The sequence below is a fragment of the Bradyrhizobium sp. HKCCYLS2038 genome (assembly GCF_051167655.1).
Classification (GTDB): domain Bacteria; phylum Pseudomonadota; class Alphaproteobacteria; order Rhizobiales; family Xanthobacteraceae; genus Bradyrhizobium.
In genome coordinates, this window is record NZ_JBNPTM010000005.1 from 375,957 (window position 1) to 391,988 (window position 16,032).

Here is a 16,032-nt window from a genome sequence, read left to right on the forward strand (position 1 = left end):
GTGGATGCTGAACGCCGCTCCGGGAATTTCAGAACACCGCGTGATCGCCGCGCTCGGCCGTGGCCTCGCCGCGGACCAGCTTGGCGTAGTAGTCGAACAGCGTCTCGGTGCCCGTGGACGGCGTCGCGTCCGCGTCGTAGCGGCCGGTGATGGGGTCGAGAACCAGCATCGACTCGGTCGCGTAGTAGCGGCCGATGCGGGCCAGTTCCGCCTTGTCGGCGAGCGACGGCACGACGCGCCTGGCGAGATCGAGCCCGCCGATGATGACATCGAGCAGCGCCACCGGGACGCGGCGGATGTTCGGCTTGCGGCCGAGCAGCGCGAACAGATGCTCGGCCTGCTCGATCGGCGTGACGGCTGGTCCCGGACCGCCGATCGGCAGTACCCGGTTCCAGCGGGTCTCGTCGTCGAGACAGCCCGCGAGATAGTCGCCGAGATCGGCGTCGCTGATCGGCTTGCACGCGGTGAGGCGGCCATCGCCGAACACGAGGTAGGGCCGGCCCTGCTGCACCCGCTCCACCTGCCCCGACAGCGATTTGAAGAACGCGGTGGGACGGACGATCGAATAGGTCAGCCCTTGCGACATCAGATGCGCTTCGAACGCCAGCTTCGCGCTCTGGAACGCCAGCAGCGGCTTCTGCACGCAGATGGCGGACAACAGCACAAAATGCGTGATGCCGGCGTTTCGCGCGGCGTCCAGCACGTTCACATGCGCCTGATAGTCGATCGCCTGGGCATCCCGGGGCACGCCGGTCCGCGACGCCATGCAGGACACCACGGCATCGAAGCGCTCGCCGCGGAAGCCATCGCGCGCGAGCGAGACGGGATCGCCGACGTCGCCCGTTCTGACGATGACGCCCGGGATCGCGATGGCGTCGTGGCGCGGCCGCACGAGGCAGACCACCTCGTGTCCACGCGCGACCAGCGCGCGCACGGTGGCGCGACCGATCGTTCCCGTCGCCCCGAGCATGAAGATGCGGCGGGGATTGGACGGATGGTCTACGGCGGAAGCAACCATTGGCTTGAGCAGGACCCTGGCAATCGTCGCGATCTATATCACGGCTTGTCGTTGTGCTGCGTTGAGACTGCCAATGAAGTGCTCGTCATGCCCGGGCTTGTCCCGCCTGCGCGGCCGAAGCCGCTTCGGCGCGGCGAAGGCCCGGGCATCCACGTCGTCCGGCGCGCGCGCTGCGACGTGGATGGCCGGGACAAGCCCGGCCATGACGTGCTGAAAGAGCTGGGCTCAAGCCCGAACCTTGGTGTCGGTACCGCTCTCCACTTGCTGTGCCATTGCCAGGCGATTGCCTCACTCTGCCGCCCGCGGTGTCTTCTCCAGGATCAGCGTGTGGATGCCGCAGGTGCCGCTGTAGAGGCTCATCACCCGCGTGCCGGGTTTCCGCCCGGCGCGCGGCTCGGAGACCTGCAGGCCGGCGGCGAGCAGGCGGGCGCGCGTGGCTTCGATGTCGGCGACGCGCCAGCTCAGGCCCCACAGCTTGTCGTTGGCCTTGTCGTTGCCGGCGACCGGGCGCCTCACCACCTCGACGATCAGGTCGCCGCAGCGGAAGAACATCAGCTGACCCCATTCCTGGTGGCTGCGGTCGAGCGCCATGTCGAGGCCAAGCCGCGCGCCGTAGAGCGCGGCGGCGCGTTCGGGGTCCTCGGTCGAGACCACGATGTGGTCGAGGCCCAGCACCGCGGAATCGGCAGTCTTCTCCGACGCCGGTCGCTGCCCGGCGAGCTCGAGGAAGAACATCCGCACCCCGCGGGTGAGATCGGTCATCGCGCGGGTGCGCTTCCAGTGCAACGTCTGGCCGGACACGCGGTCGGTGCTGTCGACCTCGGCGATCGGGTCGGGCTTCAGCGCCACCCGCTCCAGCCGTCGATGCATCTTGCCGATGTCGGCAGTGGCGAAGCAGATGCTGGCGAGCCCCTCGCCCCAGATCTTGATGACGTTGCGGATGCGGTCGGTGGCGGGCGTCTGTCCCATCGGCGCCATCAGCTCCAGGCTCATATTGTCGAGCGTGAAGAGCACGCGGTCGGCGCCCTCGCCCGAGTTCTGCCAGGACGGCTTGCGCGCCAGCAGCGTCTCGAACGCGGCGCAGCCCGCCTTGATGTCCTCGAGCAGGACGACGACGTGGTCGAGGCCGGTGATCACGGAAACAGTCCTCGCGTGTTCTTGGCGTTGCGCACCTTCTCGACGCCGATCGCCATCGCCGCGGTGCGATGCGCGACGTTGTCGGCCTTGGCGCGCGCCACCATCTTCTCGAAGGCGCGGTCGAGGATCTGGTACTCCCGCCGCATCACCTCCTCCTCCTCCCAGAACAGCTGCTGCAGGTCCTGCACCCATTCGAAATAGCTGACGATGACGCCGCCGGAATTGCACAGAATGTCGGGAATGAGAAAGATCTCCTTGCGCTGGTCGAGCACGAGGTCGGCATCAGGGGTGGTCGGGCCGTTGGCGGCCTCGGCAATGACCCGGCATTTGAGGTTTGCCGCCACCTTGGCGTCGATCACGCGCTCGATCGCAGCCGGAACGAGGATATCGCAGGCGAGCGTGAGAATGTCGGCGGGATTGAAGGCAAGCTCGGTGGAGAAGCCGGCGATGCTGCCGTGCCTGCTGGCGTGTTCCATCAAAGCGGGGATGTCGAGTCCCCTGGCTTCATGGAGCGCGCCGGTATGATCGCTCACCGCAATCACCTTCATGCCCATCTGGTGGAAGCCGAGCGCGGCATAGGAGCCGACATTGCCGAAGCCTTGCACGACGGCGGTGGAGTTGGCGGGATCGATGCCGAGTTCATCCATGACCCGGCGCGAGACGTGCGCCACGCCGCGGCCGGTCGCCTCGCGGCGTCCCAGCGTGCCTCCGGAGAACACCGGCTTGCCGGTGACGATCTCGGTCACGGTCTGGCCCTGATACATGGAATAGGTGTCCATGAACCAGGCCATCACCTGCTCGTTGGTGCCCATGTCCGGCGCCATGACGTCGGTATGCGGCCCGACGAAGGGGATCATCTCCTGCATGTAGCGGCGCGACAGCGATTCGAGCTCGCGCCGGGACAGCTTGGAGAGGTCGACGTTGACGCCGCCCTTGGCGCCGCCATAGGGCAGACCGACCAGGGCGCATTTCCAGCTCATCCAGATCGCCAGCGCCGCCACCTCGCCGATATCCACCGTGGGCGCAAAGCGCGTGCCGCCCTTGGTCGGCCCCATGGTCAGCAGGTGCTGGACGCGGTATCCCTCGTAGACGGCAATGGTGCCGTCGTCCTTGTGGATCGGACACGAGACGGTGATCGCCCGTTTCGGCAGCAGCAGCCGGTCGCGCTCGTCGCCTGGGATGCCAAGGTGGTCGGCAATCACGTTGAACTGATTGGTCGCCATTTCGAAGACTGGACCTGCATAGACAGTCATCTGCCGCTCCCGAATCTGCACGCCTGCCGGCCTGGGACCTTAGCGCGCTCCACGCGCCGGCGGCAGGGGGCCGGCGGGTGCAAGGGGCCGATCTCAACCGCCATGGTGACGATTTGACGAATAATTTCAGCGTTGATCCGCTTTAACCGCTTGCTAATCTGGCGGCGCCGGGGCCGCGTTCACCCCTTTTATGAGACAGAAATGCCAATGCAGGCCCTCTTCATCGGACAAACCTACATCGACGTCACCTTCATCACCGACCACATGCCGACGGGAGACGAGAAGCACGTCGCATCCGACTATGCCGTGTCGTTCGGCGGCAATGCCGTGACTGCGGCATTTTGCTGCGCCAAGCTGGGCATCGTTCCGGACCTGATCGCCACGATCGCGAATGACTGGCTCGGACGCATGTTCCAGGACATGACGGCGAAATACGGCATCTCCGTCCATCCCCGGAAGGTCAACGCGTCCTCGCTGTCCTTCATCATGCCGAAGGACGGCAAGCGCGCCATCGTCCGCTGCCGCGACGATGCGCACATCCATCCGTTCCCACTGCTCAATCTCGGCAATTGCCGGGCGCTCCACGTCGACGGCCACCAGCCCGACGCCGCCCTGCATTATGCCAAGCTGTGCCGCGAGGCCGGCATCCTGACCTCGCTGGACGGCGGCGGCCTGCGCACCAACACCCATGAGCTGCTCGAATATATCGACGTGGCGATCGTCGCCGAGCGGCTGTGCGAGCAGATGGATCTCACGCCGGAGAAGATGCTCGACTACCTCAAGAGCCGCGGCTGCCGGATCGGCGGCGTGACCCAGGGCGAGAAGGGCCTGCTGTGGTACGACGAGGTCGGCGCCGTGCATACACTGCCGGCCTACCCGATTCCGCGCGAGCGCGTGATCGACACCAACGGTGCCGGCGACGTTTTCCATGGCGCCTATGTGTACTCGTATCTGGCCGATCCGGCGAAAAGCTGGAAGGAGCATTTCGAGTTCGCCCGCGCGGCCTCGACGTTCAAGATCCAGAAGCTCGGCAACGAGGCCGGCCTGCCCACGCTCGCCGACATCGGCCTGGTGCGGCAGGAATTCGAGGCCCGCGTCTAGCGGCGCGCAGGGGGAGAAGGCCAATGGGGCGCGTCATCGTTGCCGGCAGCATCAACATGGATGTGGTGGCGACGGCCGTACGTCATCCCCGCGTCGGCGAGACCGTCGCGGGACAGTCGGTGATGTATTTCCCCGGCGGCAAGGGCGCCAACCAGGCTGTGTCTTCTGCCAAGCTCGGTACGCCGACAGCACTGATCGGACGGCTCGGCCGCGACGCCTTCGGCGAGCAGCTGCGAGCGTTTCTCGCCAGCCAGGGCATCGATCTCGCCGCGGTCAAGGATAGCGCGAGCGCCGCGACGGGCACAGCGATCATCACGCTGGCGAACGCCGACAACACGATCGTCGTCATCCCCGGCAGCAATGCCGAAGTGAGCAGCGATGATGTGGAGCAGATCGCGTTGACCGCTGATGACGTCGCGGTGAGCCAGTTCGAAATCCCGCAAGCGACCATCGTTGCGTTCTTTCAGCGGGCGAAAGCCGCTGGCGCCACCACGATCCTCAACCCCGCTCCGGCCAGCGCGTTCGCGAGCGGGCTCTACCCGCTCGTCGACATCCTCGTGCTCAATGAGACCGAGCTGGGGTTCCTGGCCGGTGTCGAGCTCGGTGATGCGCCCACGCCGCAGCAGGTGGTCGATGCTGTTCGAACCCTCGGTCCGCGTCCCGATCAGACGGTCTGCGTCACGCTCGGCGCACGCGGCGCGGTCGCGGTCACGGCTGGGGAAGCAAGGCTGGTCGCCGGGCGCGCGGTGAAGGCGGTCGACACCACCGGCGCCGGCGACTGCTTCGTCGGCGCGCTGGCGTCGCGGCTGTCGCAGGGCGCCGCGATCGCAGATGCGATCGGCTACGCCAACGTCGCGGCCTCGATCTCCGTGCAGCGGATGGGCGCAGGCCCGTCGATGCCGACGGCCGAGGAGGTGCGTGCGCTGCTCTAGGCGAGAGCGCTCTTCAGGTCGAAGCTCAAATCAGCAGCCTTGGCGGCGTCGAGCGTGCCGCCCGCAGCCAGCAGCTTGCGGCCGAACATGTGGTCACCGGCACGGTTGACGGATTCGATGCCGACCAGCCGCCCCTCCTTGTAGCAGAATGCGGAGAATGCCTTTTGCGCCGGGTCCCCGCGCAGCACGACCTGGTCATACCCCGTGGTGAGCCCCGCGATCTGCAGCTTGTCATTGGCCTGATCGCTCCAGAACCACGGCTGCCCATCATATGGCTTGGCGTCGCCCGTCAGCCGCGCGGCGACGCAGCGGGCATGATCGGTGGCGTTCTGCACCGACTCCAGCCGCAACGTGCCGCCGAAGCGCGGGCTGACAAACAGCGCGCAGTCGCCGATCGCCGAGATGTGCGGATCATTGGTCAGGAGATACTCATCGACCACGATGCCCGAAGCGACCTGCAGACCGGCCTCCGCCGCGAGCTCGACGTTCGGCAGCACGCCCACGCCGACCACGACGAGATCGGCCGGGATGTGCCGGCCGTCGCTCAGGCTGACGCCGGTGACCTTGTTGCCATCGGCCTCGATGCTGGTGGACTGCACTCCGAGATGGATCCGCACGCCGGCATCGGCATGCTGCTTCTGGAAGTAGTCGGAGATTTCGGCCGTCACCGCCCGCGCCATCACCCGCGCCCCAAGTTCGAGCACATCGACCTCGAGGCCCTTGATGCGCGCGGTGGCCGCGAATTCGAGGCCGATGAAGCCGGCGCCGATGACGACGGCCCGCTTGGCATCGCCGAGCAACGACCTGAGCGCTTCGCTGTCGTCGAGGATGCGCAGGTAGCGCACGGCCGGAAGATTGGCGTTGGGAATGTCGAGCAGTCGGTTGCGCGCACCGGTCGCAAACACCAGGTGGCCATAGTCCAGCGTCTTGCCGGAGGCGAGCAGCACCTTGCGCTGGTCACGCTGAACCGCGATCACGCGGTCGTAGACGAGGTCGATGGTCTGGTCGGCGTAGAACTTCTGCGGGCGGAACATCAAGGTCTCGGGCCCGCCGGTGCCCTTCAGATAGGCCTTGGACAGCGGCGGACGCTGGTACGGCAGATGCGGCTCGTCGTTGATCAGGTGAATGGGATCGGCAAAGCCTGCCTGACGCAGCGACGTCGCGAGCTGAAAGCCCGCATGCCCCGCGCCCACGATCACCACCGGTCCCTTCGTCACTGCGCCCTGCCCCATTCTGTCCAGATCCCGTGTTTGCAAGCCTTGCCTGCTGCGGGTTTACCTCCCGTCATGCCAGCGGAACCGGGTTGTCGCAGACTTCCCAGCCATTGTCACCGGCCGCCTCTGCACTCAAAATGCGGCAACAACCATACCAGGGAGGAATGAATGTCGGACGCAGCCGCGGAACCCACCCGCCTCAGCATCGACGGTGCGATCGCGACCCTCACGCTCGACCGCCCCGCGGCGTTCAACGCCATCAACTTGGCAATCGCCAAGCGGCTGGAGCAGCTCGCGGCGCAGGTCGAGGCCGATCCGAGCATCCGGGTGCTCGTCCTGAAGGGCGAAGGCCGCGCCTTCTGCGCTGGCGGCGACCTGCAGACGATCGGCGCCGCGGCTGAAGCCGACACCATCACACCGGTGGTCAGCGAGTTGCTGCATCACTATCACGCCTTCATCGCCTGCCTGCGGCGCATGCCGAAGATCGTGCTGGCCAGCGTGCACGGCTCCGCGGCCGGCGCCGGCATGTCGCTCGCCTTCGCGGCCGACCTCTGCATCGCCGCTGAGGAAGCGCGCTTCACGCCGGCCTACGCCAAGCTGGGCGTCTCGCCCGACGGCGGCGGCACCGTGGGCGTCGTCGCGGCCGCAGGCGTCCGGCGCGCGCTGCAGATCTTTTTGGCCGAAGACAGTTTCACGGCCGCTCAAGCCCATGACTGGGGCCTCGTCGCCAAGGTCGTGCCTGCGTCCGAACTCGCCGCGGCGACCGCGGCGTTGGCGCAGCGGCTGGCGCAGAACATGCCGGCGGGACTGGCGGCCACCAAGGCCTTGATCCATCGCGCCCCGACCAGCTCGGTCGAGGATCAACTGGCGGCCGAACGCGATGCGATCATCGCCTGCATGCATACCGACGCTTTCCGGGCCGCGACGCGGAAATTCACCAGCAAGGACAAATGACGCTTCAGTCGGCGCATCACTCAGTTCGGACAGATGTAGCCGGTGCCGGCCGGCGACTTGAAGCAGCCGACCGACTCCGGAATGACGTGCTTGGGCAGCCACAGCACGACGCTCGGGAAATAGATCGTGAAGGCGATGGTGAAGAGGAACACGACATAGATCGGCAGCGCCGCACGCAACGCCTTGCCGAAACTGACACCGACGAATTTCGACCCCATCAGCAGCACAAGCCCATAGGGTGGCGTGATCAGGCCAAAAGCGAGCGTGGCGATCAGCACCACGCCCATATGCACGGCGTTGATGTCGCCGGCCTGCGTGAGTGCGTTGACGAGCGGCATGAAGATGATGATGGTCGGCACCGGCTCGATGAAATCACCGATGATGGTGAACAGCAGCACCATCAACAGCATGATCAAATGCGGATCGTTTCCGGCGATCGAGGTGATCCAGTCGGTGATGAAGATGGCGCCACGCAGATAGGCCAGCATCCAGCCGAACGCATTAGCGGCGCCGATGGTGATCAGAGGCAGCGAGAAGATCAGCCCCGCCAGGCAGAAATCATACGGGATCTTCTTGAAGTGACCGCGATTGAGCGCGGGAATCACGACCAGGATGATCCAGGCCACTGCGACCACGCCGGCCTCGGTCGGCGTGAACCAGCCGGTCAGGATGCCGCCGAGCAGGATCACCGGGATCATCAGCGGCAGCGCCGCATCGACGCCTGCGAACATCACCTGGCGGAGCGGCGCGCGCGGCTTGCGCAGGCCGGAGGGACCGAAGAAGTAGCAATAGATCATCAGCCCGAAGCCGATCATGAATCCGGGCACGACGCCTGCCATGAACAGGCCGGCGATCGAGACGTTGCCGACCGCACCATAGACCACCGCCGTGATGCTCGGCGGCACCAGCGCCGCGATGGTCGAGGCCGCCGCGATGATCGCCGCGATGAAAGCGGGCTCATACCCTTCCCGCCGCATCGGTCCTCCGAGCGCGCGGCTCATCACCGCGACATCAGCGGTGGTCGATCCCGACATCTCCGAGAAGAACATGCTGAAGACGACCACCACTTGCGACAGCCCGCCCCGGATATGCCCGACCAGCGACACCGACAGATTGGCGATCCGGACCACGACATTCGCCGAGCTCATCAGCTCGCCGACCAGGAGGAAGAACGGGATCGCAAGCAGCGCCTCTGAATCGACCCCGTCGAAGATCTTCTGCACGATCGCTGCGAGCGAGACGTCGGCGAGGAAAGCACCGACGAACACGCCTGCCAGCAGCGAGAACGGCACGGGCACGCCGAGATAGCCGAATGACAAGAAGCAGATGGACATCAGCGCGAGGATGACGGGAGGGCTCACGTCCGATCGCTCCACGCAGGTTCGGCAGGGAGCGGCGGAGATGCGGCCTCCGGGTCCGGTGGCTCCGGATGATCGAAGCCGTTGGCGATGCCATTCACCAGCTGCTCGACCGCAAATAGCGCGATCAGCACCCCTGAGAGGGGAATGATCACATAGAGCGAGGCGATCGGCGTGCCCGAAGGCAGCCGGAAACTGCCAAAGCCACGCAGAAAGTTGAGGTAGCCATACCAGACCAGGCACAACGCGACCCCGATCACGACGAGACGCAGCACGATCTCGACGACGAGACGCGGCAGGCCATGCATCGATTCGGCGATCGCGGTCAGATACAGATGATCATTGCGGCGTGTCGCCACCGCAGCGCCGATGAATATCGCGTAGATGAACAGGGTGGATGTGACTTCCTGCAGCCACAGCCAGGGATGACCGATGGTGCGTGTGATGATGTCGGCGGTGACCGACAGCGAGAAGCCGAAGCACAGCGCGCCGCACAGCATCATCAGCACCAGCTCGACCCGGTCGAGCTTGCGCCACTTCAGATGACGCTGCCTTTTCAGCACGAGCTTGTCGGCGATGGACATCCGCTTCCTCGTCGCTCCCGATCCCGTCGTCTCAGCAAGCGCCCGAGCTACGACAACGCAGGTTGTTCTGTCGGCTCAGTTGATCGCACGGATCAGGTTCTTGATCTTTTCGGCGTGCGGGCCGAGCTCCTTGGCCAGCTTGTCGAGATAGGGATCGGCGACCGTGGTGAAGCTCTTCTTGTCGACATCGTCGACGATCTTGACGCCGAACGATTTGAGCTTGGCCGCCGCCGTTCGTTCCAGTTCGAACGCCTTCGCCGGCTCTTTCGAACTGATTTCGGCTGCCGCCGCCAGCACCCATTTGCGCTGCTCGGCCGACAGGCTCTGCCAGAGCTTGTCGCTGATGAAGACCAGGGCGTTGTTGGCCTCATGCTCGGTGATCGACAGCACCGGCGCGACCTCGTAGTGCTTGTTGACGAGATAGACGTTGATGCTGTTTTCCGCAGCCTCGACCACGCCGGTCTGCAGCGAGGTATAGACGCTGCCGAACGGCATATGCACGGTCTGTGCGCCATAAGCCGGGAACATGGTGTCTTCGGTCGCGGTCGCCTGGACGCGGATCTTCATCCCCTTGATGTCGTCGACCTTGTGGATCTCCCTCTTGCTGTAGATGTGGCGCACGCCCTGCGAGCCGGTCCCGATGACGTGCAGGCCCTGCGTGGTCTCGTCGATCATTGTCTTGATCGCTTCGAACACCTGGGGATCGGCCAATCCCTTGATCACATGGGCTTCATTGCGAAACAGGAAGTGCAGCGACATCACGCCCGCCTGGGGCGAAATCGTCGCCGTGTTGGCCGAGGAAACGATGGCGAAGTCGACATCGCCCGCCTTGACCAGCTGCAGGATCTGCGGCTCCTGCCCGAGCTGCGCGCCCGGATACTGGTCGATCAGCATGGTGCCCTTGCTCAACTCCTTGAGCTTGTCGGCAAACAGGTCCCCGGCGATGGAGTAGCCGGTGTTCCGAGGCTGATCATAGGCGAAACGGTAGTGCTTGACGTCCTGCGCGTTCGCAGTCGCGGCACAAGCAATTGCTGCTGCAAACGCCCATGCACTAATGCTCCAACCTCTCACGAGCCCCTCCCCGAGTTATCATTTTCAGGGATCATCCCATTGGCTGCATTGAATTGTCAATTGAGCACGCCCCGGCACCTGCACTGTCGGCGCCGGAATTGCCACCAATGATGGGATAAGTAGCTCAGCCTTTTCCCTTGCTACGCATGAAATCGAAATCACAGCCGTCATCGGCCTGGAGAATGGTTTCGTGAAACAGATGGGCGTAGCCGCGCGCGGCCCATTCCGGCGCTATTTCTTGTTGCAGCGCGGCGCGCCGTTTAGCCAGCTCAGCGTCGTCGACCAGCAGGTCGATGCTGCGCCTGGCGACGTCGAGCCGGATCATGTCACCGGTCTGCACCAATGCCAGCGGGCCGCCCACGGCGGACTCAGGGGTGATGTGCAACACGATGGTGCCGAACGCGGTGCCACTCATCCGCGCGTCGGAGATGCGCACCATGTCCTTGGTGCCGCCGCGCGCGAGCTTTTTCGGGATTGGCAGATAGCCGGCCTCCGGCATCCCGGGCGCGCCTTTCGGCCCGGCATTGCGCAGCACCAGAACGTCATCGGCGGAGACGTCGAGACCGGGATCATCGACCCGCAAGGTCATGTCCTCGATCGACTCGAACACGACCGCGCGCCCCGTATGTTGAAGCAGCTTCGGGCTCGCGGCCGAGTGCTTGATGACCGCGCCGCGCGGCGCGAGATTGCCGCGCAGCACGGCGAGCCCCCCCTCCGGCTTGATCGCGTCCTCGCGCGAGCGGATCACGTCCTGCCCCGGCACGTCCTCAGCGGCAGCGACGATGTCGCGCAGCGACTGGCCGGTGATCGAGCGGCAGTCGAGATCGATGAGACCTCCGAGCTGCTTCATCAGCTTCGGCACGCCACCGGCATGGTGGAAATGCTCCATGTAGTGATCGCCCGACGGCTTGAGGTCGATGAGCACCGGGACCTCGCGGCCGATGCGGTCGAACGCATCGAGGTCGATGTTATGCGGCGTCCGTCCGGCAATGGCCGTGAGATGGACGAGCCCGTTGGTCGAGCCGCCGATCGCCTGAAGCACCACCTGCGCATTGCGGAAGGCTGCCGGCGTCAGGAGCTCGCTCGGCTTCGGCCCCTTTGCCTTGGCCATGTCCGCCGCGACCCGGCCACTGGCCTCGGCCGAGCGGAAGCGCTCGGCATGAGGCGCCGGGATGGTCGCGCTCATCGGCAGTGACAGTCCGAGCGCCTCGGTGATGCAGGCCATAGTCGAGGCCGTGCCCATCACCATGCAGGTGCCGACCGACGGCGCAAGCCGGCCATTGACCGCCTCGATCTCGCTGTCGTCCATCTCGCCGGCACGATACTTGGCCCACAGCCTGCGGCAATCGGTGCACGCACCGAGCACCTCGCCCTTGTGATGCCCGACCACCATCGGCCCTACGGGAATGACGACAGTCGGCAGATCGGCCGACACCGCCGCCATGATCTGCGCCGGCAGCGTCTTGTCACAACCACCGATGACCACCACCGCATCCATCGGCTGCGCGCGGATCATCTCCTCGGTTTCCATCGCCATCAGGTTGCGCAGATACATCGAGGTCGGATGCGCAAAGCTTTCGGCGATCGAGATGGTCGGAAACACGAACGGCATCGCACCCGACAGCATCACGCCGCGCTTCACCGCCTCCAGGATCTGCGGCACGTTGCCGTGGCAGGGATTGTAATCGCTATAGGTATTGGTGATGCCGACGATCGGGCGATCGAGCGCGTCGTCGGAATAGCCGGCCGCCTTGATGAAGGCCTTGCGCAGGAACAGCGAGAAGCCGGCATCGCCATAAGCGGTCAGTCCCTTGCGTAGGCCGTCGGTCATGTCAGTCTCTTCGCTTCTGTTTCTTATTATCTGTCGTTGTCATTCCGAGGCGCGGACGCGCCCCGGAATGACGACCTCTGGTCAGCCCCAGTCGATGATCCGGCTGGTGTCGCCATCGAACTCCGTGGTGCAGAACGCGCCACCCTGGAAATAGTCTCCGATCGGATCGGCCTTCATTTTGGCCTGCTCGGCCAAGGCATGCTCGCGGAAATCCTCGGCGCGGCCGCTCGGGCGATAGCCGAGATCATAGGCGCGCTGGTTGTCCCACCAGGCCCGTTCGTTCAGCGAAGCGCCGTAGAGCACCTCGAAATGGATATCCGGATGCTCGAGGCCGATGCGGCAGAGTTGCACCAGATCCTCGGGCTTCAGCCAGATCGACAGCCGGCGCTTATCGAGCGGCTTGTCGCCGAAATTGCCGATCCGCAGACACGTGACCTTCAGTCCGTGCTTGTCGGCGTAGAGCGAGCCGAGCGCCTCGCCGAACACCTTGCTGACGCCGTAGCGTCCGTCGGGGCGTGGCTGCACGTCGTTATCGATCTTGCGATGGCGCGGATAGAAACCGACCGCGTGGTTCGACGACGCGAACACGACGCGCTTGACGCCCTTGCGGCGAGCGGCCTCGAACAGGTTGTACGCGCCGATGATGTTGGCCTGCAGGATGTCGTTCCAGGGGCCTTCGACAGAATAGCCGCCGAAGTGGATGATGCCATCGACGCCGTCGCACAGCGCCTCGACCTGGGACAGGTCGGCAAGATCGGCCGCCTTGAAGGTCTCCTGGCTGGAGAGGTCGGCCGGAGGTCGGAGGTCGCTGAGCAAAAGGTCCGGATAGATCGGCGGCAGCAGCTTCCGCAAGGAAGAGCCGATTCCTCCGCTCGCACCGGTCATCAAGATACGTGGCATTTCATTCCTCGTGTTCGCCCCGCAGGTTTGCGGTCGTTAGCGGCCAATGATAGCAGAGATCGCAACGGTGCAATAACGGGACCGGCCAAATGTCCGACGGAAACGCTCATAGCCAGGGCTGGCGCCCTGCCAGCTTCTATCCCGATCCGGCGATCCAGGCGCTGGATCCGCGCTTCGAGAAGTACTGGCTCAAGCTCTCGGCCGTCGAACGGCTGGCTACGGGCCTGCGCTGGGCCGAGGGGCCGGTGTGGTTCGGCGACGGGCGCTATCTCTTGTGCAGCGACATTCCCAACCAGCGCATCCTGAAATGGGAGGAGGAAACCGGCGCCGTCTCGGTGTTCCGCAAGCCCTCCAACTTCGCCAACGGCAACACCCGTGACCGCCAGGGCCGGCTCGTCACCTGCGAGCATGGCGGCCGCCGCGTCACCCGCACCGAATATGACGGCTCGATCACGGTGCTGATCGACTCCTTCGACGGCAAGCGCCTGAACTCGCCGAATGACGTCGTCGTCAAATCCGACGGCTCGATCTGGTTCACCGATCCGACCTTCGGCCTGCTCGGCAATTACGAGGGCTACAAGGCCGAGCCCGAGATCGACGCCAACGTGTACCGGATCGACGGTGCCACCGGTCAGGCGACGATCGTTGCCGAGGGCGTGCTGGGACCGAACGGACTGTGCTTCTCGCCCGATGAATCCATCCTCTATATCGTCGAATCCCGCGGCGTTCCGAACCGCAAGATCCTCGCCTATGACGTGTCCGCCGACGGCACCAAGCTCGCCAACAAGCGAGTCCATATCGATGCCGGACCGGGGACTCCGGATGGCATGCGCTGCGACGTCGACGGCAATCTCTGGTGCGGCTGGGGCATGGGCAAGCCCGAGCTCGACGGCGTCATGATTTTCGCGCCCGATGGCGCGCCGATCGGCCGCATCGCTCTGCCCGAGCGCTGCGCCAATCTCTGCTTCGGCGGCCTCAAGCGCAACCGCCTGTTCATGGCCGCCAGCCAGTCGATCTACGCGCTCTACGTGAACACGCAGGGCGCATTGGGGGGCTGACACCCGGTGACGTAGGGTGGGCAAAGGCGCGGAGCGCCGTGCCCACCTGCTTCGTTGTTGGCGCGAACGGTGGGCACGCTGCGCTTTGCCCACCCCACGCATCCTCACCAATCAGGCCGCGTTGTAGCCCGCGACGGCCTTGACCTCGAGATACTCCTCGAAGCCGAACCGGCCCCACTCGCGGCCGTTGCCGGACTGCTTGTAGCCGCCGAACGGCGCGGTGCGGTCGTTCGGAACGCCCTGCAGATTGACGTTGCCGGCGCGGATCTTGCGGCCGACCTCGCGGGCCTTCTCGATCGTCGGCGCCGTGACATAGCCGGCGAGCCCATAGGGCGTGTCGTTGGCGATCTTGACCGCCTCCGCCTCGTCGCTCGCGCCGATGATGACCAGCACCGGCCCGAAGATCTCCTCGCGCGAGATCGTCATCTCGGGCTTGACGTCGGCGAAGATCGTCGGGCGGACATAGAAGCCCTTGTTGACGCCCTCGGGCAGGCCGGGACCACCGGCGACCAGGGTCGCGCCCTCCTCGATGCCCTTGTTGATCAGCGCCTGGATCTTGTCCCACTGGCCGCGATTGACGACCGGGCCGATCGTGGTGCCCTCGCCGCGCGGATCACCCGCCTTGGTCTTGTCGGCGACGCCCTTGGCGATGGCCGCGACTTCCTTCATCCGGGCCGCCGGCACGATCATGCGCGACGGCGCGTTGCACGACTGGCCGGAGTTGTTGAACATGTGCATGACGCCGCCGGTCACCGCCTTGGTCAGGTCGGAGCCCTCCAGGATCACGTTCGGCGACTTGCCACCGAGCTCCTGGCTGACGCGCTTCACCGTCGGCGCAGCGCGCTTGGCGACGTCGATGCCGGCGCGGGTCGAGCCGGTGAACGAGATCATGTCGATGTCCGGATGCTCGCTCATCGCAGCGCCGACCTCCGGGCCGAGGCCGTTGACCAGGTTGAACACGCCCTTCGGCACGCCGGCTTCATGCAGGATCTCGGCGAAGATCAGCGCCGAGGTCGGCGTGAACTCCGACGGCTTCAGGATCATGGTGCAGCCCGCGGCCAGCGCCGGCGCGACCTTGCAGGCGATCTGGTTGAGCGGCCAGTTCCAGGGCGTGATCATGCCGACCACGCCGACCGGCTCGCGCACCACCACGGACGACGGCAGCGTCTCCTCGAATTCGTACTTCTTGAGCACATCCAGCGTCGACATCAGGTGACCGAGGCCGGCGCCGGCCTGCAGCTTCTCGGCCATCGGCAGCGGCGCGCCCATCTCGTCGGAGACGGCGGCACCGATCTCCTTCATGCGGCCCTTGTAGATCGCGATGATCTTCTCGAGCAGGGCGACGCGCTCCTCGCGCGAGGTCTGCGAAAAGGTCTCGAAGGCCCGCTTGGCGGCAGCCACGGCCTTGTCGACGTCGGCCTTGGAGCCCAGTGCAACCTCGTACATCGCCTCTTCGGTCGCCGGATTCACGACCGGGGTGGACTTCTTGACGACCGGATCGACCCAGGCGCCGTCGATGTAGAATTGCAGGCGATTGACCATCGGAAAACCTCTTCACGTGGAAGCATATGGGAGGGCGGCAGCGCGCGGGCCGGCATCCTGGCACGCGCGATCCGCGGGA

At 65.4% G+C, this 16,032-nt stretch carries 14 protein-coding genes; 4 read left to right on the forward strand and 10 right to left on the reverse strand.

All coding sequences use genetic code 11. The features are described from left to right. Positions 1 to 28: 28 nt before the first annotated feature. The 3 genes from ACQR1I_RS23610 to ACQR1I_RS23620 form a co-directional block, all read right to left on the reverse strand. Positions 29 to 970, reverse strand: coding sequence for an NAD(P)H-binding protein (locus ACQR1I_RS23610; RefSeq protein WP_434868451.1), 942 nt, complete (start codon positions 968 to 970; stop codon positions 29 to 31). A 336-nt stretch (positions 971 to 1,306) separates the two neighbouring features. Beyond that, positions 1,307 to 2,155, reverse strand: coding sequence for a VOC family protein (locus ACQR1I_RS23615; RefSeq protein WP_434868217.1), 849 nt, complete (start codon positions 2,153 to 2,155; stop codon positions 1,307 to 1,309). After that, the gene (locus tag ACQR1I_RS23620) at positions 2,152 to 3,408 is read right to left on the reverse strand and encodes a Glu/Leu/Phe/Val family dehydrogenase (protein ID WP_434868216.1); all 1,257 of its coding nucleotides are present in this window, start codon (positions 3,406 to 3,408) and stop codon (positions 2,152 to 2,154) included. Before ACQR1I_RS23620 ends, ACQR1I_RS23615 begins: the two co-directional genes overlap by 4 nt. A 207-nt stretch (positions 3,409 to 3,615) precedes the next feature. Between ACQR1I_RS23620 and ACQR1I_RS23625 the strand changes: the two genes are divergently transcribed. Both ACQR1I_RS23625 and ACQR1I_RS23630 read left to right on the forward strand, forming a co-directional pair. Then, on the forward strand, positions 3,616 to 4,509 hold the full coding sequence (locus ACQR1I_RS23625) for a sugar kinase (RefSeq protein ID WP_434868215.1): 894 nt from the start codon (positions 3,616 to 3,618) through the stop codon (positions 4,507 to 4,509). A 23-nt stretch (positions 4,510 to 4,532) separates the two neighbouring features. Continuing rightward, positions 4,533 to 5,441: a ribokinase gene (locus ACQR1I_RS23630; RefSeq protein ID WP_434868214.1), complete on the forward strand. Its 909-nt coding sequence runs from the start codon at positions 4,533 to 4,535 to the stop codon at positions 5,439 to 5,441. On the opposite strand, the gene ACQR1I_RS23635 is transcribed toward ACQR1I_RS23630, so the two are convergent. Then, positions 5,438 to 6,673, reverse strand: a complete 1,236-nt coding sequence (locus ACQR1I_RS23635) for an NAD(P)/FAD-dependent oxidoreductase (protein ID WP_434868213.1) — start codon at positions 6,671 to 6,673, stop codon at positions 5,438 to 5,440. The two genes, ACQR1I_RS23630 and ACQR1I_RS23635, sit on opposite strands and share 4 nt — an antisense overlap. A gap of 150 nt (positions 6,674 to 6,823) precedes the next feature. On the opposite strand from ACQR1I_RS23635, the gene ACQR1I_RS23640 reads away from it, so the two are divergent. Beyond that, complete coding sequence (locus ACQR1I_RS23640) at positions 6,824 to 7,609, forward strand: enoyl-CoA hydratase/isomerase family protein (RefSeq protein WP_434868212.1); 786 nt, start codon at positions 6,824 to 6,826, stop codon at positions 7,607 to 7,609. A 20-nt stretch (positions 7,610 to 7,629) separates the two neighbouring features. Here ACQR1I_RS23640 and ACQR1I_RS23645 read toward each other — a convergent pair whose 3' ends face one another. The 5 genes from ACQR1I_RS23645 to ACQR1I_RS23665 form a co-directional block, all read right to left on the reverse strand. After that, positions 7,630 to 8,970, reverse strand: coding sequence for a TRAP transporter large permease (locus ACQR1I_RS23645; RefSeq protein WP_434868211.1), 1,341 nt, complete (start codon positions 8,968 to 8,970; stop codon positions 7,630 to 7,632). Continuing rightward, positions 8,967 to 9,551, reverse strand: coding sequence for a TRAP transporter small permease (locus ACQR1I_RS23650; protein ID WP_434868210.1), 585 nt, complete (start codon positions 9,549 to 9,551; stop codon positions 8,967 to 8,969). The genes ACQR1I_RS23645 and ACQR1I_RS23650 overlap by 4 nt, the downstream gene beginning before the upstream one ends. A gap of 75 nt (positions 9,552 to 9,626) precedes the next feature. Further along, positions 9,627 to 10,622, reverse strand: coding sequence for a TRAP transporter substrate-binding protein (locus tag ACQR1I_RS23655; RefSeq protein ID WP_434868209.1), 996 nt, complete (start codon positions 10,620 to 10,622; stop codon positions 9,627 to 9,629). 124 nt (positions 10,623 to 10,746) lie between these two features. Further along, the gene (locus tag ACQR1I_RS23660; protein WP_434868208.1) at positions 10,747 to 12,453 is read right to left on the reverse strand and encodes an IlvD/Edd family dehydratase; all 1,707 of its coding nucleotides are present in this window, start codon (positions 12,451 to 12,453) and stop codon (positions 10,747 to 10,749) included. 81 nt (positions 12,454 to 12,534) lie between these two features. Continuing rightward, positions 12,535 to 13,353, reverse strand: coding sequence for an NAD-dependent epimerase/dehydratase family protein (locus tag ACQR1I_RS23665; protein WP_434868207.1), 819 nt, complete (start codon positions 13,351 to 13,353; stop codon positions 12,535 to 12,537). An 89-nt stretch (positions 13,354 to 13,442) separates the two neighbouring features. Between ACQR1I_RS23665 and ACQR1I_RS23670 the strand changes: the two genes are divergently transcribed. Then, entirely contained in the window at positions 13,443 to 14,411 is a 969-nt protein-coding gene (locus ACQR1I_RS23670) for an SMP-30/gluconolactonase/LRE family protein (RefSeq protein WP_434868206.1), read from the forward strand. A 111-nt stretch (positions 14,412 to 14,522) separates the two neighbouring features. On the opposite strand, the gene ACQR1I_RS23675 is transcribed toward ACQR1I_RS23670, so the two are convergent. Beyond that, positions 14,523 to 15,953 (reverse strand): aldehyde dehydrogenase family protein, encoded by a 1,431-nt coding sequence (locus ACQR1I_RS23675; RefSeq protein WP_434868205.1) that lies wholly within the window; start codon positions 15,951 to 15,953, stop codon positions 14,523 to 14,525. Positions 15,954 to 16,032: the final 79 nt, after the last annotated feature.

Excerpts from the sequence above, each read along its gene's own strand:
- ACQR1I_RS23610 (WP_434868451.1), bottom strand. The coding sequence starts at position 970 with ATGCTCGGGGCGACGGGAACGATCGGTCGCGCCACCGTGCGCGCGCTG.
- ACQR1I_RS23620 (WP_434868216.1), bottom strand. The coding sequence starts at position 3,408 with ATGACTGTCTATGCAGGTCCAGTCTTCGAAATGGCGACCAATCAGTTC.
- ACQR1I_RS23625 (WP_434868215.1), top strand. The coding sequence starts at position 3,616 with ATGCAGGCCCTCTTCATCGGACAAACCTACATCGACGTCACCTTCATC.
- ACQR1I_RS23630 (WP_434868214.1), top strand. The coding sequence starts at position 4,533 with ATGGGGCGCGTCATCGTTGCCGGCAGCATCAACATGGATGTGGTGGCG.
- ACQR1I_RS23635 (WP_434868213.1), bottom strand. The coding sequence starts at position 6,673 with ATGGGGCAGGGCGCAGTGACGAAGGGACCGGTGGTGATCGTGGGCGCG.
- ACQR1I_RS23640 (WP_434868212.1), top strand. The coding sequence starts at position 6,824 with ATGTCGGACGCAGCCGCGGAACCCACCCGCCTCAGCATCGACGGTGCG.
- ACQR1I_RS23650 (WP_434868210.1), bottom strand. The coding sequence starts at position 9,551 with ATGTCCATCGCCGACAAGCTCGTGCTGAAAAGGCAGCGTCATCTGAAG.
- ACQR1I_RS23660 (WP_434868208.1), bottom strand. The coding sequence starts at position 12,453 with ATGACCGACGGCCTACGCAAGGGACTGACCGCTTATGGCGATGCCGGC.
- ACQR1I_RS23665 (WP_434868207.1), bottom strand. The coding sequence starts at position 13,353 with ATGCCACGTATCTTGATGACCGGTGCGAGCGGAGGAATCGGCTCTTCC.
- ACQR1I_RS23670 (WP_434868206.1), top strand. The coding sequence starts at position 13,443 with ATGTCCGACGGAAACGCTCATAGCCAGGGCTGGCGCCCTGCCAGCTTC.
- ACQR1I_RS23675 (WP_434868205.1), bottom strand. The coding sequence starts at position 15,953 with ATGGTCAATCGCCTGCAATTCTACATCGACGGCGCCTGGGTCGATCCG.